Origin of the sequence: Pseudorhodoferax sp. Leaf274, assembly GCF_001422445.1 — a bacterium.
In the GTDB taxonomy this organism is placed as follows: domain Bacteria; phylum Pseudomonadota; class Gammaproteobacteria; order Burkholderiales; family Burkholderiaceae_C; genus Pseudorhodoferax.
On record NZ_LMNA01000003.1, the window covers coordinates 183,742 to 207,776 of the forward strand.

Below are 24,035 nucleotides of genomic sequence, written 5' to 3' on the forward strand. Positions count from 1 at the left end.
GGCGGCCAGTGTAGTCAGGCGCTGTGGCTGGCCAGCGAATCGATGATCGGGCAGTCCGGCCGGTCGTCGCCGTGGCAGCAGTGCACCAGGTGCTGCAGCGTGGACTTCATCGCCTGCAGCTCGGCGAGCTTGGCGTCCAGCTCCGCGAGGTGCGCCTGCGCCAGCGCCTTGACCTGGCGGCTCGGGCGCTTGCGGTCCCACCACAGGCCCAGCAGCTCGCGGATCTGCTCGATCGAAAAGCCCAGGTCGCGCGCGTGGCGGATGAAGCGCAGCGTGCCGATGTCCTTGTCGCCATAGAGCCGGTAGCCGGCCTCGCTGCGCGCGGCCTCCGGAAACAGGCCCACGCCCTCGTAGTGGCGGATCATCTTGGCCGAGACACCCGTGGCCTTGGCGGCCTCGCCGATGTTCATCATGGGGTACTCCTTTGCGCACTGCCGCGCCAGCGGCGCAGCAGCAGCGCATTGCCGACCACGCTGACGCTGGACAGCGCCATCGCGCCGCCGGCGATCACCGGGTTCAGCAGGCCCAGCGCGGCCAGCGGGATGCCCAGTGCGTTGTAGCCGAAGGCCCACCACAGGTTCTGGCGGATCTTGGCGCTGGTGCGGCGCGACAGGTCCAGCGCGTCGGCCACCAGGCGCAGGTCGCCGCGCATGAGCGTGATGTCGGCCGTCTCGGTGGCCACGTCGGCACCGCCGGCCATCGCGAAGCCGCACGATGCCGCGGCCAGCGCCGGGCCGTCGTTGAGCCCGTCGCCGACGAAGGCCACCACCTGGCCGGCCGCGCGCTCGCGCTGCACCACGGCGGCCTTGTCTTGGGGCAGCATCTCCGCCTGCACGCGCGCGATGCCCAGCGCCTGGCCCACGGCCTCGGCCGCGCCGCGGTTGTCACCGGTCAGCATCAGGGTCTGGATGCCCAGCGCGTGCAGCCGCGCGATGGCGGCCGCGGCCGAGGGCTTGACGGTGTCGCCGAAGGCCAGCAGGCCCAGCACGCGGTCGGCATCGAGCAGCCAGGAGACGGTGCGGCCAGCCTGCTCCAGCTGCCGGGCCTCCATGGCCAGTGCGCCGGCGTCGAGCCCGCGTTCGCGCAGCAGCCGCGTGCTGCCCAGCGCCAGCAGCCGGCCCTCCACCGTGCCCTGCACGCCGCGGCCGGGCAGGGCCTGCGCGTCCTGCACGGCGGGCACGGACAGGCCCTGAGCGCGTTCGCGCACGGCCAGCGCGAGCGGGTGGCTGCTGCTGGCCTGCAAGGCCGCGGCGTGGCGGAGCACGGCCTCCAGCGCAAGGCCGGCGGCCGGGCGCACGGCCGCCAGCGCGGGCTTGCCTTCGGTCAGCGTGCCGGTCTTGTCGAAGGCCACGCGCGTGACGGCGTGCGCGGTTTCCAGCGCCTGCGCGTCCTTGATCAGGATGCCGTGGCGCGCCGCCACGCCGGTGCCCGCCATGATGGCGGCCGGCGTGGCCAGGCCCAGCGCGCAGGGGCAGGCGATCACGAGCACCGACACCGCGTTGACGAGGGCCTGCTCCCAGTCGCCGCCCACCACCACCCAGCCCGCCAGCGTGGCCAGCGCGATGAGCAGCACGACGGGCACGAACACCGCGCTCACGCGGTCCACCAGGCGCTGGATCGGCGCCTTGGCGGCCTGGGCCGACTCGACCATGCGGATGATGCGGGCCAGCGTGGTCTCGGCGCCCACCGCCAGCGTGCGCACCGTGAGCAGCCCCTCGCCATTGATGGCGCCACCCGTCACGCGCTCGCCCGGGCCCTTGGCCACGGGCAGGCTCTCGCCGGTCAGCAGCGATTCGTCCACATGGGTCTGGCCCAGCACGATCTCGCCGTCCACGGCGATGCGGTCGCCCGGGCGCACCAGAACGAGGTCGCCGACCACGAGCTGCTCGACCGCGATCTCCTGCTCCACGCCGTCCCTGCGCACGCGCGCCCGGGTCGGCCGCAATGCGTTGAGTGCGCGGATCGCGTCCAGCGTCTGGCGCTTGGCGCGCTGCTCGAGCCACTTGCCCAGCAGCACCAGCGTGATGACGGCGGCCGAGGCCTCGAAGTAGAGGTGCGGTTCGCTGCCATGCCCGCTGTGCTGCAACAGCAGGTACAGCGACAGTCCGAAGGCCGCCGAGGTGCCCAGCGCGACCAGCAGGTCCATGTTGCCGCTGCGCGCGCGCAGCGCCGCCCAGCCCGCACGGTAGAAGCGCGCGCCCAGCCAGAACTGCACGGGCGTGGCCAGCAGCAGCTGCACCCAGCCCGGCGGCATCCAGTGCACGCCGAAGGGCTGGGCCAGCATGGGCGCGACCAGGGGCAGCGTGAGCGCGGCGGCCACGGCCACCGGCCACCAGGGCGTGCCGGCCGGTTCGGCGGTGGCGGCACGGGCATCGGTCAGCACGCGCGCCGGGTAGCCGGCTGCAGCCGTGGCCGCCACCAGCGCCTGCACCTGCACGCTGGACTGGGCCTGCACCGTGGCCTGTTCGCTGGCCAGGTTGACGGACGCATCCAGCACGCCGGGCACGGCGCGCAGCACCTTCTCGACACGGCCCACGCAGGACGCGCAGCTCATGCCTTCGATCTGCAGGCGCAGCGGGGAACCGACGGTGGTGGAAGAGGCCATGGCGGCATTGTCTGGCTTGCCACGGTGGGAAGGTCAAGCGCTGCCCGCGCGGATTCCACGTCTGCAGCAGGGGCATGTCGGCCAGGCCTTTGACCTTGCCATGGTGGAAAGGATGACACTCGCGCCATCGTTTCCAGGAGCACCCCATGCTGACATTCGACGTGCAAGACATGAGCTGCGGCCACTGCGTGGCCAGCATCACCAAGGCCGTGCAGGCGGCCGATCCAAAGGCCAAGGTGGAGGTCGACCTGGCGCGCCACCGCGTCCAGGTGCAGCCGGCGCTGGCCGATGCGGCGGCCGTGCAGCAGGCCATTGCCGCTGCCGGCTTCACGCCCACGCAGGTGCCGGGCTGAGCCGCTGCGCGGTGCCCGGGCTCAGCCCTTGAAGCGCTTGCGCGTGAGCGCCAATGCCACCCAGAACGCCACCACCGCATAGGCCACCACCACGAGCCCGTGGCGCAGCGCGTGCGCGGGCCAGCGGTCCATGAACAGCGGCCGCACCAGCTCCACGGCATTGGTCAGCGGCAGCCAGTCGGACACCAGGCGCACCACCTCGGGCAGCTGCTCGCGCGGGAAGAACACGCCCGACAGGAACATCATGGGCGTGAGCACCAGCGTGAAGTAATAGGTGAAGAAGTCGTAGCCCTTGGCCAGCGCGTTGAAGATCAGCGCGATGGCGCTGAACATGATGCCCGCCACCAGCAGCACGGGCAGCGCCACGAGCAGCTTGGGGCTGTGGCTGATGCCCAGCGCAAGCATCACGCACAGGATGGCGGTGACCGTGAAGATCGACTTGAACGCGGCCCAGAGCAGTTCGGCCAGCACCAGGTTGTCCAGGTTCACGGGCGCGTTCATGATGCCCTCCCAGGTCTTTTGCACATGCATGCGCGAGAAGGCCGAGTACAGCGCCTCGAACGAGGCCGCGTTCATCGCGCTCATGCAGATCGAGCCCGAGGCCAGGAACAGGATGTAGGGCACCTTCTCGCCGCCGATGTCGACCTGGCCGACCAGCGCACCCATGCCGTAGCCGAAGGCCACCAGCCACATCAGCGGCTCGGCGATGTTGCCGACCAGGCTGGGAATGGCCAGCTTGCGCCAGACCAGCAGGTTGCGCAGGAACACGGGCCACCAGCGGCCGGAGATCTGTGGCGTGCGCCAGATGCTTTGGGTTGTCGTGTTCATGCGTCGCATCCGTACGGTTTTGTGTGTGCCCATGTCATGTGGTCGGCAACCTTGACGCGTTCGCTGGGGCGATCCCCGCAAGCGGGGCCCCTCGCCTGCGCGCTCACGCGTCGTCCCTGATTTGCCGCCCCGTGAGCTTGAGGAACAGGTCTTCCAGGTTCGCGGGCCGGTGCAGCGTGCGGATCTGCCCCTGCGAGGCCAGCGCGTCGAGCAGCGGCTTGGCCTCGCGCGTGTAGAAGAACACGGTCTCGCCGCTCACCTCCACGCGCGCGGCCAGTGCGCGCAACGGCGCATGGGCTGCGTCCTGCGCCAGCGCCAGCGCGCCGTTGCCATAGACCTCGACCACGTCGGGCTCCAGGTGCTCGGAGATCAACGCGCGCGGCTGGCCCTCGGCGATCTTCTTGCCGTGGTCCAGCACCAGCAGGCGCGAGCACAGGCGCTCGGCCTCGTCCATGAAGTGCGTGGTCAAGAGGATGGACTTGCCCTGCTGCAGCAGCATCTGCAGGCGCTCCCACATCAAATGGCGCGCCTGTGGGTCGAGACCGGTGGTGGGCTCGTCCAGCAGCAGCAGGCGCGGGTCGTTCACGAGCGCGCGCGCCAGGCTCAGCCGGCGCCGCATGCCGCCGGAGAGTTCGACCGGCTTGGCGTGGGCCTTGCTGGTCAGGGCGGCGAACTCCAGCAGCTTCGGCACGCGGGCCTGGATCTCGCTGCGGCGCATGCCGAAGTAGCGCCCGTAGACGACCAGGTTCTCGCTGCAGTCGAAATCGGGGTCCAGCGTGTCGAACTGCGCCACCACGCCCAGCTCCGCCTTGATCGCCAGCGCGTCGGCCGGCATGGCGAGCGTGCGCCCGTCGCGCGCCTGGTAGCCGATGCTGCCGGCGTCCGGCGCCGTCTGGCCCAGGCACATGCGGATGGTGGTGGTCTTGCCGGCGCCGTTGGGGCCGATCACGCCCAGGCATTCGCCCGGGGCGATCGCGAACGACAGGTCGTCGACCACGGTGTTGGCGCCGAAGCGCTTGGTCAGCGCGCGGACTTCGAACAGCGGGGAGGTCATGCGGGCATTGTCGGCGAGCGGCCAGCGGCCGCCCGTCGGGGTCTGCGCGCGCCGGTGGGAACCGCCGCGCGCCCGCATGCCTACTGCCGTTCCACCGCGATGTTGGAGACGATGGCCCGGCCCCGCACGCCCACGAAGTTCAGTGTCAGCTTGCCGTCGGCCACCGTGGCCGTGAAGCTGCGCGCCGTCGCGGTCCGGATGGCGCCCGTGCCCTGGAAGATGTCCATGTTGGCGATGGCCGTGGCACCTTCGGCGTTGACGTTGAACACGCGCGCACCCGCGGCGGTGGCGGTGGGCTCCAGGAAGCCGAGGGTCACCTTGTAGGTGCCGTTGGCCACCGGAATCTCGTAGGTGAAGTCGGTCCCCTCGCGCCACATGTCCCAGACGCGGCCCTTCTCGGGGATCGTCGTGGTGCCCAGGCCGTTGATCGCGATGGCGGCCGACAGGCCCACGTTGCTGCGGCCGGACAGCGGTGGCAGGTCGCCGTTCAGGAAGTAGTTGTCCGAGCCGTAGACGTTGTTGCCCAGCAGCGGATCGTTGGACACCAAGCCGCTGGCCAGCTGTCCGGCCGCGATGTAGACGTTGGTCGCGTTCTTTGCCGGCAGGTTCCAGTTGACGAAGTCCGTCACCGTCTCGCTGCCGTGCGTGCCGACCGCCGTGATGGTGTTGGCGCCCGCCGCGAGCGCGACCTCGCCGAAGTTGCAGACCTTGACCGGGCATTCCGCGGCGGCCTTGCGGGCCACTTCGACGCCGTTGACGCGCAGCGCGACCGAGGCCGCGTTGCTGTACACCTTGACCTGCGCCGTCTTGTAGACGCGGTCCGTGTGGCGGCGCTCGGCGATGTAGGTGACCGGCGCCTGCGACCAGTTGGCCTTGTAGAAGAAGAAGACGTCCTTCTTCACGTCGCGGCCGAAGGTCACGATGCCCTTGGTGTTGGTCTGGCCGATGTCGCCCTCGTGCCGGTTGCCGGAGCCGAAGTCGAACATGTTCCAGATCCAGGTGCCCATCAGGTAGGGGCGCTGCACCATCTGCTCGTACGCCTTCTCGTGCACGTAGTTGGCATAACCCTCGGGCTGGTAGCAGATGCGCGTGGAGCCGCTGGTGTCGCTGGAGCACACGCGGCCGGCGCGCACGTTGTCGGTGTGGTGCGTCAGGCCGCTGCCGGCGCCGTACTCGGTCACGCCGATCGGCTGCGTGGGGCTGCTGGCGTGGATCTGGTCGAGGTTCTCGCCCAGCTGCGTCTCCGACTGGCCGTAGTACCACTGGAAGTAGCGGTTGACGCTGAAGCTGTCCGTCACCCCGGTCAGCGTGATGGCGTCCGGGCGGATCACGTCGCCGCTGCGGTTGATCTGGTTGGCCAGCGTGGTGATGCGCGAGGGGTCCTCGGCCTTGGCCACGTCGTGCAGGCTCTTGAACATGGGCCGGACGTTGTTCTGCGTGTCATCGCCGCCCTGCACCTCGTTGCCCACCGACCAGATGCCGACGGACGCGTTGTTGAACTTCTGCCGGATGAGTTCGCGCAGCTGCTCGCGGGCGTTCTCCGCGAAGCCGGTGGACTCGGGGTCGACCGTGCGCCCGCCGAGCGCCGTGGAGTTGACCAGCGGCAGCTCGGCCATGACCACCAGGCCGAGCTTGTCGGCTTGCGCCACCGCGTAGTCGGAGTGCGGGTAGTGGGCCATGCGCAGCGTGTTGGCGCCCACCTCCTTGATGAGCTCGAACGAGCGGTCGATGTCCTCGTGCGACACGGCCCAGGCCTTGCCCAGCATGTCCTGGTGCATGTTCACGCCGTGCAGCGGCACGCTGCGGCCGTTCAGGAAGAAGCCGGTGTTCGGGTCGAAGCGCATCTCGCGCACGCCGAAGTCGCGCACCACCTTGTCGATGGCGGTGCCCGCGCCGTCCTTCAGTTCGACGACCAGCTTGTGCAGGTAGGGATCCGCCAGGCCCTGCCACAGGCGCACACCGGCGACGTTGAGATCCTGGCTGACCGTGGCCTTCTCGCCGGGCCGCAGCGAGACGGTGCTGGAGACCGATTGCTTGACCGTCTTGCCTTCGGCGTCGAGCAGCGACGCCGTCACCGTGTAGTTGCCCGCCGCCGCGAGGGCGTTCTCCAGCTTGGTGGCCACGTTCACCACCGCGCTGGTGCCGGAGACGGAGGCAGTCCTGGCGTAGATCCCAGGCCCGCCCAGGTCGCCCAGCGCGATGTGGGCCTTGTTCGGCGTCGAGACCAGCGAGACGCCGCGGTACAGGCCGCCGGACATGTTGAAGTCCCCGCTCAGCGGAGCGATGGCATTGGCCTCGCCGTCGCGCGCGGCGCGCCGGTTGTCGGTCTTGACGACGAGCACGTTGCGCCCGGCTTTCAGCTGGTCGGTGACATCGAAGCGGAAGGCCGTGAATGCGCCGCGGTGCTGGCCCAGCTTGACACCGTTGAGCCAGACGTCCGCGGTGATGCTGGCCGCGTCGAACTGCAGCCACCTGGTGCCGCCGGACTGCGTGCCGCCGTCGAATTCCAGCTGGTACCAGCCCACGCCGCGCTGGTATTCCGGCGTGGAGGGGGTGGACTGGGCCGTCGTGGCCGCATCGCCCGCGTTCCACGTGTGCGGCAGGTTGACGGACGACCAGTTGGACGTGTTGGCGCCCAGGGCCTGCTCGTCGGACAGGCTGTCGTCGAGCACGAAACGCCAGTTCCTGGCCAGTTCGGTCACGGTGCGGACCTGGTCGACGGTGACGGCCGGCGCGGACGGATCGTCTCCGCCGCCGCACCCGACCGCGAGTGCGGCGGTCAGGGATGCGACCAGGATGGCCTTGGCAATGGGGTTCAACGCATGGTGGTTCATGGGAGTCTCCTCTCGTGTTCTCGGAGGGTGCAGAAGGTGTGGCGTGGTGGCGCCGCGCGGTGCTGCGCCCGCGCGTGCGGCCCCTGGCGCGCCGTGGCCGGCGCGCCAGGGGAGGCGTCCCGGTGCTTCAGTAGGTCAGGCCGAAACCGTAGGGGAACAGCGTGTCCTTCTGCGGATAGCCCGGCGCATCGGGCTGGTTGTCGACGATGGCCTGCACGTTGTTCGCCAACGCGAAGGGCAGCTTGCCCTGCGGCTTGACGGCGGCACCCGTGGCCAGCACCTTGCCGCCCAGCACGTCCAGCAGCGCGGTGTTGCTGATGCCGAAGCCGGCCACGATGGCACCCGCGCCCTTCAGCCCGCTGGCGTCGTCCAGCACGTAGGGCTGGCGGAAGTAGATGGCCAGCACCGTCTTCCTGGCACCCACCTCGTTCATGACCGCCTGGATCTGGTCCAGCGAAGGCGAGATCTGCCAGGACGCGGCGGCGGCCATTTCGGTGAACGACATCTTGCCGTTCTCCCACGGGAACGAGCCGCCGAAGGTCAGGCCGTTGTCCAGGCAGGACTTGGCGGCGTCCTCGACCGAGTACGCGGCCTTGTTCACGCAGCGGTCGTCGAAGCCCCAGGCGCGGCCGGTGGCGGGATTGATGCGGCCGCCCGTGGCCGCGTCGTCGCTCCTGTAGGTGCTGGTGGCGCGCGTGTTGGTGCCGGGCACCAGCTTGTTGTTGCTCACCTCCACGCGGATCACGGCGTAGTCGTGGCCGGCGGCGCTCGGGCGCACGCCGCCCACCAGCGCTTCGCCATCGGTCACGGCATAGCCGTACTTGTCGGTGTCGGTCTTGGCCAGGCCCATGGTGTAGACCTTGGCGCCGGCCTTCAGGGGCAGCGTCTTGCTGCCGTCGGCCTGCGCCTGGTTCTGCAGCAGAACGACCGACTTGCGCTGGATGTCCATGCCGGTGGCGCGGTTCGCGTCCTTGCCGATGATGGCGTTGGCCAGCGTGGGGTCCACGTACGGGTTCTCGAACAGGCCGAGCTGGAACTGCTCCTTGAGCAGGCGGCGGGCGGCCTCCGTCACGCGGGCCTCGCTCACGAGGCCGGCGGCCACGAGGTCGGTGATGGTCTTGTTTTCGCTGAAGCCCGACAGCGTCTCGGTGCCGCCGTTGATCGCGGCGGCCACGCGCTGGGGCACGGAGGCCTTCTCCAGGCCCCAGGCGCGGTCGTTGATGATGCCGGTGTCGGAGTTCACGTAGCCCTTGAAGCCGAGCTTGCCGCGCAGCAGGTCGGTGACGATCTGCTTGGAGAACGCCATGCCGGTCTGCTCGTAGGTCACGCCCTCGTAGGTCACGTTGATCGGCACGCCGTAGTAGGGCATCACGGCGGAGACGCCGGCCTCGATCGCCGCCATGAAGGGCTTGAGGTGGTAGCCGAAGTTGCCGGCCGGATAGACCTGGTTCTTGCCGTGGGCGTAGTGCGGGTCCAGGCCCATCTCCTGCGGGCCGCCGCCCGGGAAGTGCTTGAGCGTGAGCGCCACGGCCGAGCTGGGGGTGACCGAGGTGCCGTCCTTGACCTTGCTGCCCTGCAGCGTCTGCACCAGCGTGCGCATGATGTTGGCGTTCAGGTCCGCGTCCTCGGTGAAGGTCTCGTGCACGCGGTACCAGCGCGGCTCGGTCGACAGGTCGGCCATGTAGCCGTACATGCCGCGCAGGCCGATGGACTTCCACTCGTCGCCCATGACGGTGGCGAAGTCCCGGACGATCGACATGTCGCCTGCGCCGAGCGATGCGGCGGCGATGCCGGCTTCCTTGGGAAATTCCGTGAACGCGCCCGAGGCTTCGTTGATGCCGACGCGCGGATCCTTCTCGTAGTGGTTGCGCGCGTTGGACTTGAACACCGCGGGAATGCCCAGGCGCGTGGCCTCGCTCATCTCCTGCACCGCGTTGAGCGACATCGCCGCCTGCTCGGGCGTGACCTGCGATCCGCTCGCCGGGATCTGCACCACGCTGCGGAAGACGAAGCGGCTCATCTTCTGCGTCTGCACCATGTTGGCGGCCGCGGCCGGCAGGGCGCCGCCGGTGCCCGCGTTCAAGGTGTTGATGAGCATGAGGCCGGCTTTCTCCTCCAGCGTCATCTGCGCCACGAGGTCGTCGATGCGCCGCTCCACGGGCAGCCGCCAGTCCTCGTACGGGTCCAGCCTGCCGTTGGCATTGGAATCCTTGAACTGCTTGCCGTCCGCGGTGATCACCGCCTTGGCGCGCGCGCCGATGACCGGCTGCACCGGCTCGTCGTCGTCGCCGCCGCCGCAGCCGGCCAGCACGATCAGCCCGGCCGTGCCGCACACGGCCAGTTTGGTGGCCAGCGGGATGGCGCGCAGGCGTTGGATGGCATGTTTCATCAGGGTCTCCGTTGTTGAAAAAGTGCGATGGCGGCGCGGCCGGCCTCAGGCCGAGCGCCGCGTGAAGATCGAGAAGCCCACGTCGAGCGCGGGCAGTTCCGCCGCGGGCGCACCGGCGATGCGCCCGATCACGCGCAGCGCCGCCTCGTGCCCGATGCGCGCGCCGTCCACGCGCACGGTGGTCAGGGCCGGCTCCGCATCGGCGGCGAAGGGCTGGTCGCCGAAGCCGACCACGCCGATGCGGCCGGGCACGGCGATGCCCTGGTGCGCGGCCTCGGTCAGCACGCCGAGCGCCAGCATGTCGGAGCTGCAGAAGATGCCGTCCACGCCCGCGGGCAGCGCCAGCAGCGCGCGCAGTGCCTGCCGGCCGTGGCCCAGCGTGGTCGGCGCCTCGGCCTCGACCACGGCCGGCGTGGGCAGGCCCAGTGCGTGCGCGGTGGCCTGGAACGCCTGCGTGCGGCGGGCGGCGCGCGCGTCGGCGCCGCTGACCACCGCCAGCCGGCGGCGCCCCTGGCCGGCCAGGAAACGGCAGACCGCCGCGCCCACGTCTGCATGCGAGAAGCCGACCAGCATGTCGATGGGCGCGGGGGTCAGGTCCCAGGTCTCGACCACCGGCACGCCGCAGCCGGCTAGCGTGTCGCGGGCCTGGCGCGAGTGGTCCACGCCCACCAGCACGATGCCGTCGGGCCGGCGGCGGATCACGGCCTGCAGCAGCGCGTCCTCGCCGGCCGGCCCGTAGCCGCTCTGGCCCAGCATCAGGTGGTAGCCGGCCTCGGCCAGCGTGGCGGTGAGCGCCTGCACCGTGTCGCTGAAGACCGGGCTGCCCAGCGCGGGGACGATGGCCGCCACCAGCCGGCTGCGGCGCGACCGCAGCCCACAGGCCAGCAGGTTGGGCACGTACTGCGTGGCCTGCACGGCCGCCTGCACGCGCTGGCGCGTGGCGGGCGGCACCCGCTGCGGCTGGTTGAGCGTGCGCGAGACGGTCATGGCCGACACGCCCGCCAGGCGGGCCACGTCCAGCACCGTGGTGGCGCGCTGGCGGTCGGGCGGGGGCAACAGGCGGGTCATCGTGCGCTTCGAGGGTTGGTAGTCAACCGGTTAACTTATGAGATCAGCATCGCGCGCTGTGGAGAATTTTTGGTGGCATGGCTCTCGATACCGGTCCAGCGCGCGAGATAGTTAACCGGTTAACTTCAGCGGCGATGGTGATCGATAACATTTGCAGGGTCAAGCGGACCGAACCCGGGGATTACCCGGGGGTCTGACGTGTGGTGGACTCGCGCACCATGAGCCGGCAGGTCAGCACATCCTCGTGGCGGGTCTGGGCGCCGGCGATGACTTCGGCCAGGCGCTGCATCGCCATCTCGCCGACGGCCTCGCTCATCATGTCCACGCTGGTCAGCGAAGGGCTGCCCAGGCGGCCGTAGGTGATGTTGTCGAAGCCGGCCACCGCCACCTGCTCGGGCACGTGCACGCCCAGCGCCCGCGCCTCGGCGAGCAGGCCCAGCGCCAGCAGGTCGTTGAAGGTGACGATCGCGTCCGGCATGTCGCCCGACAGCAGCACCACCGAGGCCAGCCGCTCGCCCTCCTCGGCGACCGGCGCCGTGGCCTCGTAGTGCTGGAACCGGGCTTGCTCGCCCTCGAAGGCGTCCTGCACGCCGCGCCAGCGTTCGGCGCTCCAGCGCGCCGTCGGAAAGCCGATGTAGCTGATCTTGCGCAGGCCGCGGTCGCGCAGGTGCCGGCCCAGCATGCGGCCGGCCAGGTAGTTGTCGCAGCACACGCTGTGGTAGGCCGGGTCGGGCGGCGGGCCGCCGTAGAACACCACCGGCGTGCCGGTGTCGAACAGCGCCTGCAGCACGGGCTGGGGCAGCCGTGCGCTGACGATCAGGCCGTCGACACGGCGGGCCAGCGCGCGCAGCACCGCGAGCTCGGGCGCCTTGCTTTCGGCGGCGTCGGCCACGATCAGGTTCAGCCCGGCGGCCGCCGCGCCGCGCGCCGCGCCTTTCACCATGCTCGTGAAGTGCGGGTTGCGGATGTCCAGGATGACGATGCCGATGTTGCCGCTCTGGCCCGTGGTGATGCCGCGCGCCATCGGGTTGAGCGACCAGCCCAGCTCCTGCACGGCCCGGGTGACGCGCGCCTCCACGTCGGCCGAGAAGCGCTGGCTGCCGTTGACGAACTTGGAGACGGTGGCGGTCGAGACCTCGGCGGCCCGGGCCACGTCGCGGATGGTGGCGGAACGCTTGCGTGCAGGCGGCATGCGGGCGCGCTCAGAGCCGGGCGATCAGCGCCTGGGCCGCCGCGGGCGCGCGCTCCTTGGCGCCGTTGATGAAGAACACGAAGACCTCGCGCGGCGCGCCGCCCTGCGGCGCCGGCTCCACCAGCGGCGCACCGGGCGGCGTGGCGCCGCGGGCCCAGTCGCGCGCGGCATCGGCCCAGCGGTCCAGCCGCCCGGCGTCGTAGCCGGTCGCGCAGTCGGCCTGGCTCTGCATGAGCCGCGCGTAGACGAAGTCGCCCGTCACGTCGGCGAAGCTGGGGTGCTTGTCGGAGTCTGCGAACACCGTCGCGCAGCCGTGGCGCCGGGCCAGGGCCAGGTAGGCGGGCACCATGAAGCTGGCGTGCCGCACGTCCAGCACGTGGCGCAGCGCGAGCCCGTCGACCGACTTGGGCAGCAGGGCCAGGAAGGCCTCGAAGTCCGGCGCATCGAATGGCTTGGTCGGCGCGAACTGCCAGACGATGGGGCCGAGCTTGGGCCCGAGTTCCGACAGCCCGCTCTCGACGAACTTGCGGATGGAATCGCCCGCATCGGCCAGCACGCGCCGGTTGGTGGCGAAGCGGTTGGCCTTGAGCGAGAACACGAAGCCATCGGGCGTCTCGTCGCGCCAGCGCGCGAAGCTCTTGGGCGATTGCGTGCTGTAGTAGGTGCCGTTGACCTCGATGGCCGTGACGGCGCGGCTCGCGAAGTGCAGCTCCTGGCTGTGCGGCAGGCCGGCCGGGAAGAAGTTGTTGCGCCAGGGCTCGAAGGTCCAGCCGCCGATGCCGACACGGATGCTCATGGGGGTCTCCTGCTGCGAAGCCCCGCAGCATAGCCGCGCGCGCTATGCGGTGTGCGGATGCCGCGCGGCTTCGACCAGCTGGCGTGCCAGCTGGCGGTGCCGCTCGAGCAGCGGGGCCAGCTCGGTGTCCACCAGGCGGCCCTCGCGCACGCGCACGCGGCCGTCGATGACCGACAGCGCGGCGTTGGCCGGCTGGCAGAACACCAGCGCCGCCACCGGATCGTGGCCGGCGCCGGCATGGCCCACGCCGCGCAGGTCGAAGGCCACGAGGTCGGCCGACATGCCGGGCGCCAGCGCGCCGATGTCATCGCGGCCCAGCACCTGGGCGCCGCCGCGCGTGGCGATCTCCAGCGCCTCGCGCGCGGTCATGGCCGCCGGCCCGAAGCCCACGCGCGCCAGCAGCAGCGCCTGGCGCGCCTCGCCGAGCAGGTGGGCGCCATCGTTGCTGGCGCTGCCGTCCACGCCCAGGCCCACCGGCACGCCGGCGCGCCGCATCGCGCCCACGGGCGCGATGCCCGAGCCCAGCCGCATGTTGCTGCACGGGCAGTGCGCCACGCCGGTGCCGGTGCGGCCGAACAGCCGGATGCCGGCCTCGTCCAGCTTCACGCAGTGCGCATGCCAGACGTCGCGGCCGACCCAGCCCAGGTCTTCGGCGTACTCGGCGGGCGTCATGCCGAACTTCTCGCGCGAGTAGGCGATGTCGTTGTCGTTCTCGGCCAGGTGCGTGTGCAGCGAGACGCCGGTGGCGCGCGCCAGTTCGGCCGAGGCGCGCATGAGGTCGCGCGAGACCGAGAACGGCGAGCAGGGCGCCAGCACGATGCGCAGCATGGCGTGGCGCGCCGGGTCGTTCCAGCGCTCGATCAGGCGCTGGCTGTCGGCCAGGATCGCGTCCTCGCGCTCGACCACCGCGTCCGGCGGCAGGCCGCCGCTGCTCTGCCCCACGCTCATGCTGCCGCGCGCGGCGTGGAAGCGCATGCCCATGTCTGCGGCCGCCTCGATCGCGTCGTCGAGCCGGCAGCCGTTGGGGTACAGGTACAGGTGGTCGCTGGTGGTGGTGCAGCCCGACAGCAGCAGCTCGGCCATCGCGGTGCGGGTGGACACGCGCACCATCTCCGGCGTCAGCCTGGCCCACAGTGGGTACAGGCTGCCGAGCCAGCCGAACAGTTCGGCGTCCTGCGCCTCGGGCACCGCGCGCGTCAGGCTCTGGTACATGTGGTGGTGGGTGTTGACGAGGCCCGGCATCAGCACATGGCCGTGCAGGTCGATCGCCTGCGCCCGGCCGTCCGCGAGCGCCTCGTCATAGGCCGCGGGCAGCGCGTCGCTGGCACCCACCCAGGCGATCGCCGGGCCTTGCACCACGACGGCGCCGTCCCGGATCTCGCGGCGCTGGTCGTCCATGGTCACCAGCACATCGGCATGGCGCAGGATCAGGAAGGGTGTGTCAGTGGGCATGGTCATTCCGCGGAGTGGGCGGTGGCCGCCGCCTGCGCCAGCGAGCGCTCCAGCGTCAGTGCACCGTGGTAGAACAGGTTCAGCAGCACAGCAACCACCGTGCCGAGCACGATCCCGCTGTGCGTGACGGCGTGGGTCCATGCCGGCAGGTGCTGGAAGAAGGTGGGCGACAGCGTGGGGATCAGGCCCATGCCGATGGAGATCGCGATCACATACAGCGCATGGCGGTTGGCGCCGTAGTCCACGCTGCCCAGGATGCGCACGCCGGTGGCCGCCACCATGCCGAACATCACGATGCCCGCGCCGCCCAGCACGAAGGGCGGCACGCTGGCCACCAGGTGCGCCACCTTGGGCAGCAGCGCCAGTGCGATCAGCACCACGCCGCCGGCCGCTGCCACATGGCGCGAGCGCACGCCGGTCACGGTGACCAGGCCCACGTTCTGGCTGAAGCTGGTGTACGGGAAGGTGTTGAACACGCCGCCGATCACCGTGCCCAGGCCGTCGGCGCGCAGGCCGCGCGTGAGCAGGTCCGGCGTCACGCGCCGGCCGGTGATGGCGCCCAGCGCCAGGAACATGCCGGTGGACTCCACCAGCGTGATCACCATCACGATGCACATCGCGACGATGGCCGACATCTCCAGCCGCGGCAGGCCGAAGTGGAAGGGCGTGGTCAGCGCCAGCCAGGGCGCCTGCTCCAGGCCCTCGAAGCCCATGCGCCCCGTGGCCAGCGCCACGGCCGCCCCCACGGCCACGCCCAGCAGCACCGCCAGGTTGGCCACCAGCCCGCGGCCGAAGCGGCTGATCGCGATGACGACGAGCAGCACCAGCGCAGCGATGGCCAGCTTGGCCGGGTCGCCGTACTCCGGGTTGGCGATGGAATGCACCACGCCGTTCACCATCTCGGTGCGATGCGGCTGGCCGCCCGCGGCCCAATGGATGGCCACGCCCATCAACGAAATGCCGATCAGCGTGATGACGGTGCCCGTGACCAGCGGCGGGAACACGCCCAGCAGCCGCCCCATGAGCGGCGCGACGAGGATGCCGAACAGGCCGGCGACGATGGTGGCGCCGTAGATGGCCGGCAGGCCGAGCGCGGGGTCGGTGCCGATCGCGATCATCGGGCCCACCGCCGCGAAGGTCACGCCCATCATCACCGGCATGCGGATGCCGAAGCGCCACCAGCCCAGCGCCTGGACCAGCGTGGCGATGCCGGCGGCCAGCAGGTCGGCGTTGATCAGGAAGGCGATGTCGGCCTTGGACAGGCCCAGCGCGCCGCCGACGATGAGCGGCACGGCCACCGTGCCGGCGTACATCACGAGCACATGCTGCACGCCGAGTGTGGCGCAGCGGGGCAGGGGAATCTTCTGGTCGACGGCATCGGCGGACATGGGGCACCTCGTTCGGACACAGTGGAGTGGGGTGCCGCAGTCTAGGAAGCGCGGGCGTGCCAGGCGAGCGCAGAATTCTGCGCGCTGCGTGCAGAAAAACTGCACGGCTGCTCAGGCCTGCAGCTGCGCCAGCCCTTCGACCAGGTGCCGGGCCAGCAAGGCCGTGGTCGGGTTGGCGTCGGCGCCGGCGCGGCAGACCAAGCGCAGCGTCTGTGGGCGCGGCTGGGCGTCGCGCAGCGGCACGAAGGCCAGCGCGCCGCTGCGGCAGTCTTCCTCCACATCCAGCCGGTTCAGCAGCGCGATGCCCACGCCGCGCTGCACCAGCGCGCGCACCAAGGCGGTGGAGGTGCTTTCCACCACGGGTGCCACGCGCACCGCGCCGAGCGCGAAGGCGCCGTCCAGCAGCGCACGCAGCGACAGCGCCGGCGCGGGCAGGATCAGCGGATGGCCCAGGCAGTCCGCCAGCGCCACGCTGGGCTGGCGCGCCAGCGCATGGCCGGGCGGCAGCACGGCGCCGATCGGCCAGTCGCTCTCGGACAGCACGCGCAGGCCCGCGCTGTCGGGCACGTCGTAGGCCAGGCCCAGGTCGGCGTCGCCGGCCTGCACGCTGCGCAGCACCTCGCTGACCGGGGCATCGAGCAGCTGCAGCCGCAGGCCCGGATGCTCGGCACGCACGCGCTGCACCAGGGCGGGCAGGAAGGCGCTGGCCAGGCCGGCCGTGGTGGCCAGCGTGACCTCGCCCTGCTGCAGGCCCTGCACGGCCGCGATGCGTTCGCGCACCTCGTCGAAGGCGTGCAGCGTGGCGCGCGCGTGCTCCAGCACGATCTCGCCCACGGGTGTGAGCTTGAGCGTGCCGCGCACGCGCTCGAACAGCGGGGCGCCCAGCTCATCCTCCAGCAGCAGGATCTGCCGGTTGACGGCCGTGGGCACCACGTGCAGCTGCTCGGCCGCCTTGCGGATGGAGCCGGCGCGCACGACGGCGGCGAAGTAACGGAGCACCTTGGCGTGCATAGGGGGCGGAGCATAGCGGCCTGGGGCTGTGGCAGACTGCGCGCGACGCCCGGCGCCCTGGTGCGCGGCCACCCATCTCCCAGGCCCTCCCGAGGCCTTCCACCCATGCAATTGATCGACACCATCGTCGCCGAGCACGGCGCCCTGCAGGCCGTGCGCCGCGACATCCACGCCCACCCCGAGCTTGCCTTCGAAGAGACGCGCACGGCCGACCTCGTGGCCGCGCTGCTGGCCGGCTGGAACATCCCTGTGCACCGCGGCCTCGCCAGGACCGGCGTGGTCGGCACCGTGCGCTGCGGCAGCTCGCCGCGCACCATCGGCCTGCGCGCCGACATGGACGCGTTGCCCATGGCCGAGCACAACCGCTTTGCCCATGCCAGCCGCCACGCCGGCAAGATGCACGCCTGCGGCCACGACGGCCACACCACCATGCTGCTGGGCGCGGCGCAGCAGCTCGCGCGGCTGCGCGACGCGGGCGGCTTCGACGGCACCGTGCACCTGATCTTCCAGCCGGCCGAGGAGCATGGCGGCGGCGCGCGCGAGATGCTGCGCGAAGGCCTGTTCAAGAAGTTTCCGTGCGAGGCCGTGTTCGGCCTGCACAACATGCCGGGCATCCCGGTCGGCCAGTTCGCCATCTCGCCGGGCCCGGTGCTGGCCTCGAACAACGAGTTCAAGGTCACCATCCGCGGCAAGGGCGGCCACGCGGCCATGCCGCACCTGGCGATCGACCCGATCCCCGTGGCCGGCGCGATGATGCAGGCCTTCCAGACCATCATCAGCCGCAACAAGAAGCCGCTGGAGACGGCCGTGATCTCCGTGACGATGGTCCACGCCGGCGAGGTGGCCAATGTGATCCCCGACCAGTGCGTGATGCAGGGCTCGGTGCGCGCCTACACGGCCGAGACGCTGGACCTCATCGAGCGCCGCATGCGCGAGGTGGCCGAGCACACCGGCGCGGTGTTCGGCGCCCAGGTGGCGTTCGAATTCAAGCGCAACTACCCGTCCACCGTGAACCATGCGGCCGAGAGCGCGTTCGCCCGCGGCGTGGCCGAGGGCGTGTTCGGTGCGGCCCAGGTCGTCACCCAGGTGCCCATCATGGCGGCCGAGGACTTCTCGTTCATGCTGGAGCAGGTGCCGGGCTGCTACGCCTTCATCGGCAACGGCGATGGCGAGCACCGCCTGCCGGGCCATGGCGACGGGCCCTGCCTGGTGCACAACCCGAGCTACGACTTCAACGACGCACTGCTGCCCATGGGCGCGACCTTCTTCGTGCGCCTGGTGGAGCGCTGGCTGGCAACGCCACGCGTGTGAGCCGCCGGATGGCGGTCCTATGATGGCTGCCCCCGCACCTCGACAAGCAACCATCTTGAATGACTAAGTCAAACCGCTTCAGCGAGGTCGTTGCGCCAAGGCGACTTGGTGCGGGCGATGGCGTTCAAGATGATCAGCAGCTTGTGCATGCAGGCGACCAATGCGACCTTCTTGGCCTTGCCTGCCGCAATCAGCTTGGCATAGAAGGCCTTGAGCACGGGATTGAATCGCGTGCCGACCAGGGCGGCCACGTACAGCACACGGCGCACGTCGGCGCGCCCGCCGAAGATGTGGCGTTGCCCGCGCAAGGTGCCCGAGTCCCGGTTGATGGGCGCCAACCCCGCCAGAGAGGTGATCTGCTTGCGATTGAGCTTGCCCAACTCGGGCAACTGCGCCAGCAGCGTGCTGGCGGTGGTGGGGCCTACGCCTTTGACCGAGGTCAGCAAAGCGGCCAGATCGGCGTGGTGGGCCAGGACATGCTCCTTGAGCTGCCCGTCCACGTCGTTCAGTTGCTCGGCAATGGCGTCCATGATGCGCAGGATGCTGGGCTTGGNGCCAGATCGGCGTGGTGGGCCAGGACATGCTCCTTGAGCTGCCCGTCCACGTCGTTCAGTTGCTCGGCAATGGCGTCCATGATGCGCAGGATGCTGGGCTTGGCCTTCGGGTGGGCAAGGCTCAGRCGYTGGCGCTCGGCCACCAGCATCGCCACGAGCTGACGGCGACGCACCACCAGGGCCGTCAGCTCGCGCTGCTGCTCRTCGGCCAGCGCGCGCGGCTCATGCCCCTGGGCGTCCAGCAAGGCGGCGAAGCCGCGCAGYGCCTGCGCATCGATGCGATCGGTCTTGGCMARCTTGCCCATGCAGCGCGCGAAGTCGCGCGCCTGRCGKGGATTGATCACCGACACGCGCAAGCCTGCCGCGGACAAGGCAAGCGCCAGGTCTTGCTCGTAGCCGCCMGTGGCCTCCAGCAGCACCAGACGCGGCGCCAGYGGCACCAGCAGCTGGCACAGCTCGGCATGACCGGCTTCATCGTTGCCAAGGCTCAAGGTTTGTGCCTCACCAGTGGCGGCCACCTCGAAGGTGCTCTTGGCCACGTCGATACCTACGTAAACGGGTTCACTCATACAAGTCCTGTGGCTCCCAGCCTTATGAATACGAAATGTGTTCGGTCAACCATTCGGGATGCGGCAGAACAAAGAGACCACCACCGTGCGCCCTTGGCTTGTGTTCGAGCTCGGGCTCGCAGGAGACACAGGCTGCGCGGCGGTGAGTCAACCAGTTCAGCATTTGAATGATCTGAAAGATATAAGGAGACAACATGCACAAGAACCTGCGGCGATGGGCCGCCTGCGCGCTGCTGGCGCTGGCCCCGATGGCCCATGCCGCCTTCCCCGAAAAGCCCATCCGCCTCGTCGTCGGTTTCCCGGCCGGCGGCCCGCTCGACCAGCACGCGCGCCTGTTGGCCGACAAACTGCAGGCCGTGCTGGGGCAGCCCATCGTGGTCGACTACAAGTCCGGCGCCGGCGGCACCGTGGGCGCGCAGGACGTCATGAAGGCGCCGGCCGACGGCTACACGCTGATGCTGGCCAACACCGGCGTGATGGTGATCAACCCCGCGCTGTACAGCCGCCTGCCCTATGCCACGCTGAAGGACTTCACGCCGATCGCGCGCACGGCCATGCAGCCGTTGGCGCTGCTGGTCACGCCCCAGCTGCCCGTCAAGACACTCAAGGACTTCGCCGACTACGCCAAGGCCAAGCCCGGCCAGGTGAACTACGGCTCGGCCGGCAACGGCGGCATCAGCCACCTGGTGCCCGAGATGTTCAAGAACGCGGCCGGGCTGTTCATGGTCCACATCCCCTACCGCGGCAGCGCGCCGGCCTTCACCGACCTCATGGCCGGCCAGGTGCAGTTCATGGCCGAGTCCATCCCGCAGGCCGCGGCGTACGCCAAGCAGGGCAAGGTGCGCGCGCTGGCCGTGACCAGCCGCGAGCGCAACCCGGCGCTGCCGGATGTGCCGACCGTCATCGAGTCCGGCTTCAAGGGCTTCGAGGTGGTGGGCTTCTACGGCTTCCTGGCGCCGGCCGGGCTGCCGGCCGACATCACCGCCCGGCTCAGCGACGCCTTCGGTCAGGTGCTGAACAACCCCGAGGTCCGCAACCGCATGGTGGCGCAGGGCGCCGATCCGGCCTTCCTGGGCAGCGCGGATTTCGCGAAGTTCCTGGCCGCCGAGATGCCGCGCTGGGCGGCTGCGGTGAAGGCCTCCGGCGCCAAGCTGGATTGATAATCGCGGGCTCCGTCTCGACCCTGCAGCCACCACCATGACCACCTTCGGCACCCCCCTGTCTCCCCACGCCACGCGCGTCATGCTGCTGGGCTCCGGCGAACTCGGCAAGGAGGTGCTGATCGCGCTGCAGCGCCTGGGCGTGGAGACCATCGCGGTGGACCGCTACGACAACGCGCCCGGCCAGCAGGTCGCGCACCGCGCCCACACCATCGCCATGAGCGATCCGGCGCAGCTCAAGGCGCTGATCGAGCAAGAGAAGCCCGACTGGGTCGTGCCCGAGATCGAGGCCATCGCCACGCCCGCGCTGGCGGAACTCGAAGCGGCGGGCACCGTGCGCGTGGTGCCCACGGCCCGCGCCGCGCGGTTGACCATGGACCGCGAAGGCATCCGCCGCCTGGCGGCCGAGACGCTGGGCCTGGCGACCAGCCCCTACAAGTTCTGCGATTCCTTCGAGGAACTGCAGGCCGCCATCGACGGCGAGAACGGGAAGCCGGGGGTGGGCTACCCCTGCGTCGTCAAGCCGGTCATGAGCAGTTCGGGCAAGGGCCAGAGCAAGATCGACGGCCCGGCCGATGTGCGCAAGGCCTGGGAGGTCGCCATGGCTGGCGGCCGCGTGAGCCACGGCCGCGTCATCGTCGAGGGCTTCATCGACTTCGACTACGAGATCACCCTGCTGACCGTGCGCGCCCGGGCCGCCGACGGCAGCGTGCAGACGCACTTCTGCGACGCCATCGGCCATGTGCAGGTCAGCGGCGACTACGTGGAGAGCTGGCAGCCGCACCCCATGCACCCGGCCGCGCTGGAGAAGGCGCAGGCCATCGCCAAGGCCGTCACCGACGACCTGGGCCGTGGCCTGGACGGCCAGCCCGCAGGCCTGGGCCTGTTCGGCGTGGAGCTGTTCGTCAAGGGCGAGCAGGTGTGGTTCAGCGAGGTGAGCCCGCGCCCGCACGACACCGGCATGGTGACCATGGTCACGCAGTGGCAGAACGAGTTCGAGCTGCACGCGCGCGCCATCCTGGGCCTGCCGGTGGACACCGCGCTCAAGACACCGGGCGCCAGCGCCGTGGTCTACGGCGGCGTGGACGCCCAGGGCATCGTCTTCGACGGCGTGGACGAAGCGCTGCGCGTGCCGGGCACCGAGATCCGCCTGTTCGGCAAGCCCGAGAGCTTCGTGAAGCGCCGCATGGGCGTGCTGCTGGCGCGCGACGCCGACGTGGAGCAGGCCCGTGTGAACGCCAAGCGCGCCGCCGCGCTGGTGCGGCCCCGCACCGCCGCCTGATCCCGCCTGAATTTCTCGCCCCGGTCGGGGCCTTTTGGCTGCGGGGCTAGCATGCCCGCATGGAAGCTTTGAACGGATGGTCTGCCTGGGCCGACCACGTGCTGCTGCGCCTGGCGGTGGCGGTGGTGTTGGCGGCGGTCGTGTCCCTGTTCGTGCACCGCGCCGGCGCGCTGGTGCTCACGCGTGTCACGCGCGGCATGCCGGTGGCGGCCTCGGTGGTGCGCTTCGTCCGGGTGCCCGCCCGCTGGTGGCTGCTGTTCGTCGCGCTGCAGATCGTGTGGCAGGGCGCGCCCGACGACCTGTCGTGGATCGACCGCGTGCGCCACCTCAACAGCCTGGCGCTGCTGGCCTGCCTGACCTGGATGGGGCTGCGTGCGGTGGCGGGCGTGGCCCAGGGCGTGATCGACCAGCATCCGCTGAACGTGGTCGACAACCTCAACGCGCGCCGCATCCACACCCAGGCCAAGGTGCTGTCGCGCACGGTCATGGTCATGGTGGGCGTGGCCGGGCTGGCGTTGATGCTGCTGACGATCCCGGGCGCGCGCCAGTTCGGCGCCAGCCTGCTGGCCTCGGCCGGCGTGATCGGCCTGGTGGCCGGCATCGCGGCCAAGCCGGTGTTCGGCAACCTGATCGCCGGGCTGCAGATCGCGCTGGCGCAGCCGATCCGGCTGGACGACGTGCTGATCGTGCAGGGCGAGTGGGGCCGTGTGGAGGAGATCACGGGCACCTACGTGGTGCTGGCGATCTGGGACCAGCGCCGGCTCATCATCCCGCTGCAGTGGTTCATCGAGAACCCGTTCCAGAACTGGACGCGGCGCAGCGCCGAGATCATCGGCACGGTGTTCCTGTGGATGGACTACCGCATGCCGCTGGAGCCGCTGCGCGCAGAGGCGCAGCGCATCTGCGAGGCGTCGCCGCATTGGGACAAGCGCCTGTGCCTGTTGCAGGTGGTCGATGCCAGCGAGCGCAGCATGCAGCTGCGCTGGCTGGTGACCGCCGCCGATTCCGGCAAGGCCTTCGACCTGCGCTGCGCGGTGCGCGAGGGACTGATCGCGCTGATCGCGCGCGACTACCCGCAGTACCTGCCCCTCACGCGCGCCGAGCTGCGCGACGAGCGCGAGCCGCTGGCGCCGATGGATGCGGTGGGCCTGCCGGGTTCGGTGTTGGCGCAGGAATCGCCCCGCCCGGCCTGACCTGCGCATCCGCCTGGGCGCCGGCACGCAGGCTGTCCAGCAGCAGCCGCGCCGCCGGTGCGAGCGTCTTCGCGTCGCGCACTGCCAGCACGAAGCGGCGCCGGGCCCAGTCGTCGGCCAGCGGCACCACGGCCAGGCCCAGCGGCTGCTCGAACAGGCGCGCCTCTTCCCGCGGCACGATGGCCAGCGCCAGCTGCGCCGCGACGATGCGGCAGGCCGCGTCCACCGTGGCCACCTGCAGCCGCGTGCGCAATGGCTTGCCGGCCAGGGTCGCGTGGCGCTGCTGGGTGGTCTTCATGATGCTGCGGCCCAGGATGTCCACATGCTCGTGGTCCAGCGTGTCGGCAAAGCGCAGGCTCTTGCGGCCAGCCAGCGCGTGGCCCGCGGGCAGCACCACGGCGAGCCGGTCCTCGCGGTAGGCGAAGCGCTGCAGCCGGCCCAGGTCCACCGCGTCCCAGCACACGCCGATGTCGGCCCGGCCTTCCTCCACGCCGCGCACCACCTCCCAGATCTCGCGTTCCTCCATGCTCACGCGCACCTGCGCGTAGTCGCGTGCGAAGCGGCCCACGTCCGCCGGCAGGAACTGCGCCAGCGCCGACATGCTGGCGAACACGCGCACCTGGCCTTGCACGCCTTCGGCATAGGCCAGGAGGTCGGCCTGCATGCGGTCGAGCAGTTGCAGCGCCTCGCGCGCATAGCGCCACAGCGTCTCGCCCGCCGGTGTCACGGCCACGCCGCGCCGGCCGCGCGCCAGCAGCGGGGTGCCGGCCTGGGCTTCCATCTGCGCGATGCGCTTGCTGACGGCCGAGGGCACGATGGCCTCGCGCTGCGCGGCCAGCGCGATGTTGCGTTCCTCGCAGACGGCGACGAACAGGCGCAACGAGGTGGGGTCGAAGGGATGCATGCCATCTCCATTCGGAATTTCTATGGAGAAACAATACCACTTCAGAGATTGCTCGAGGCTGCCTACGATCGCGCCACCTCAACAGGAAACCC

19 protein-coding genes and 1 pseudogene are annotated in these 24,035 nt (G+C 70.6%); 5 read left to right on the top strand and 15 right to left on the bottom strand.

Annotated elements, in window-relative coordinates; genetic code table 11:
- Positions 1-14 precede the first annotated feature (14 nt).
- Both cueR and ASF44_RS07695 read right to left on the bottom strand, forming a co-directional pair.
- On the bottom strand, positions 15-410 hold the full coding sequence (cueR, locus tag ASF44_RS07690; protein ID WP_056898621.1) for a Cu(I)-responsive transcriptional regulator: 396 nt from the start codon (positions 408-410) through the stop codon (positions 15-17).
- A complete protein-coding gene (locus tag ASF44_RS07695; RefSeq protein WP_056898622.1) occupies positions 410-2,605 on the bottom strand; it encodes a cation-translocating P-type ATPase in 2,196 nt (731 codons plus the stop codon). The genes cueR and ASF44_RS07695 overlap by 1 nt, the downstream gene beginning before the upstream one ends.
- 146 nt (positions 2,606-2,751) lie before the next feature.
- Here ASF44_RS07695 and ASF44_RS07700 point away from each other — a divergent pair, with 146 nt between their 5' ends.
- A complete protein-coding gene (locus ASF44_RS07700) occupies positions 2,752-2,958 on the top strand; it encodes a heavy-metal-associated domain-containing protein (RefSeq protein ID WP_056898623.1) in 207 nt (68 codons plus the stop codon).
- A gap of 21 nt (positions 2,959-2,979) precedes the next feature.
- On the opposite strand, the gene ASF44_RS07705 is transcribed toward ASF44_RS07700, so the two are convergent.
- From ASF44_RS07705 to ASF44_RS07750, 10 genes are all read right to left on the bottom strand, one after another.
- Complete coding sequence (locus tag ASF44_RS07705) at positions 2,980-3,786, bottom strand: ABC transporter permease (RefSeq protein WP_056898624.1); 807 nt, start codon at positions 3,784-3,786, stop codon at positions 2,980-2,982.
- A gap of 103 nt (positions 3,787-3,889) precedes the next feature.
- Positions 3,890-4,840 carry an ATP-binding cassette domain-containing protein gene (locus tag ASF44_RS07710; protein WP_056898739.1) on the bottom strand — a complete coding sequence of 317 codons (951 nt, stop codon included), beginning with the start codon at positions 4,838-4,840 and terminating at the stop codon, positions 3,890-3,892.
- Positions 4,841-4,920: 80 nt separating this feature from the next.
- On the bottom strand, positions 4,921-7,674 hold the full coding sequence (locus ASF44_RS07715; RefSeq protein ID WP_056898625.1) for a glycoside hydrolase family 2: 2,754 nt from the start codon (positions 7,672-7,674) through the stop codon (positions 4,921-4,923).
- Positions 7,675-7,801: 127 nt separating this feature from the next.
- Positions 7,802-10,063: a glycoside hydrolase family 3 N-terminal domain-containing protein gene (locus ASF44_RS07720; protein ID WP_082524590.1), complete on the bottom strand. Its 2,262-nt coding sequence runs from the start codon at positions 10,061-10,063 to the stop codon at positions 7,802-7,804.
- A 45-nt stretch (positions 10,064-10,108) separates the two neighbouring features.
- Positions 10,109-11,131 carry a LacI family DNA-binding transcriptional regulator gene (locus ASF44_RS07725; protein WP_056898626.1) on the bottom strand — a complete coding sequence of 341 codons (1,023 nt, stop codon included), beginning with the start codon at positions 11,129-11,131 and terminating at the stop codon, positions 10,109-10,111.
- Positions 11,132-11,312: 181 nt separating this feature from the next.
- Complete coding sequence (locus tag ASF44_RS07730) at positions 11,313-12,323, bottom strand: LacI family DNA-binding transcriptional regulator (protein WP_056898627.1); 1,011 nt, start codon at positions 12,321-12,323, stop codon at positions 11,313-11,315.
- Positions 12,324-12,333: 10 nt separating this feature from the next.
- Positions 12,334-13,119 (bottom strand): DUF72 domain-containing protein, encoded by a 786-nt coding sequence (locus tag ASF44_RS07735; protein ID WP_056898628.1) that lies wholly within the window; start codon positions 13,117-13,119, stop codon positions 12,334-12,336.
- A 42-nt stretch (positions 13,120-13,161) separates the two neighbouring features.
- Positions 13,162-14,571 carry an 8-oxoguanine deaminase gene (locus tag ASF44_RS07740; RefSeq protein ID WP_056898629.1) on the bottom strand — a complete coding sequence of 470 codons (1,410 nt, stop codon included), beginning with the start codon at positions 14,569-14,571 and terminating at the stop codon, positions 13,162-13,164.
- A gap of 2 nt (positions 14,572-14,573) precedes the next feature.
- Positions 14,574-15,959 (bottom strand): nucleobase:cation symporter-2 family protein, encoded by a 1,386-nt coding sequence (locus tag ASF44_RS07745; RefSeq protein ID WP_056898630.1) that lies wholly within the window; start codon positions 15,957-15,959, stop codon positions 14,574-14,576.
- Positions 15,960-16,070: 111 nt separating this feature from the next.
- Positions 16,071-16,970, bottom strand: a complete 900-nt coding sequence (locus ASF44_RS07750; RefSeq protein WP_056898631.1) for a LysR family transcriptional regulator — start codon at positions 16,968-16,970, stop codon at positions 16,071-16,073.
- A gap of 105 nt (positions 16,971-17,075) precedes the next feature.
- On the opposite strand from ASF44_RS07750, the gene ASF44_RS07755 reads away from it, so the two are divergent.
- A complete protein-coding gene (locus ASF44_RS07755) occupies positions 17,076-18,281 on the top strand; it encodes a M20 aminoacylase family protein (protein ID WP_056898632.1) in 1,206 nt (401 codons plus the stop codon).
- A gap of 68 nt (positions 18,282-18,349) precedes the next feature.
- On the opposite strand, the gene ASF44_RS07760 is transcribed toward ASF44_RS07755, so the two are convergent.
- Both ASF44_RS07760 and ASF44_RS07765 read right to left on the bottom strand, forming a co-directional pair.
- Positions 18,350-18,834: transposase (locus ASF44_RS07760; RefSeq protein WP_156374396.1), on the bottom strand; the 485-nt coding region annotated here is incomplete at its 5' end.
- 1 nt (position 18,835) lies between these two features.
- A pseudogene (locus ASF44_RS07765) lies at positions 18,836-19,404 on the bottom strand (transposase); the annotation flags it as partial.
- A gap of 194 nt (positions 19,405-19,598) precedes the next feature.
- On the opposite strand from ASF44_RS07765, the gene ASF44_RS07770 reads away from it, so the two are divergent.
- Genes ASF44_RS07770 through ASF44_RS07780 form a run of 3 tightly spaced genes read left to right on the top strand, consistent with a single transcriptional unit; the run spans position 19,599 to position 23,039 of the window.
- Positions 19,599-20,564 (top strand): tripartite tricarboxylate transporter substrate binding protein, encoded by a 966-nt coding sequence (locus ASF44_RS07770; protein ID WP_056898633.1) that lies wholly within the window; start codon positions 19,599-19,601, stop codon positions 20,562-20,564.
- A 37-nt stretch (positions 20,565-20,601) separates the two neighbouring features.
- Entirely contained in the window at positions 20,602-21,846 is a 1,245-nt protein-coding gene (gene purT, locus ASF44_RS07775) for a formate-dependent phosphoribosylglycinamide formyltransferase (protein WP_056898634.1), read from the top strand.
- 59 nt (positions 21,847-21,905) lie between these two features.
- Positions 21,906-23,039, top strand: a complete 1,134-nt coding sequence (locus ASF44_RS07780; RefSeq protein WP_056898635.1) for a mechanosensitive ion channel family protein — start codon at positions 21,906-21,908, stop codon at positions 23,037-23,039.
- On the opposite strand, the gene ASF44_RS07785 is transcribed toward ASF44_RS07780, so the two are convergent.
- A complete protein-coding gene (locus ASF44_RS07785; protein WP_082524591.1) occupies positions 22,936-23,943 on the bottom strand; it encodes a LysR family transcriptional regulator in 1,008 nt (335 codons plus the stop codon). The two genes, ASF44_RS07780 and ASF44_RS07785, sit on opposite strands and share 104 nt — an antisense overlap.
- Between the last annotated feature and the right edge of the window lie 92 nt (positions 23,944-24,035).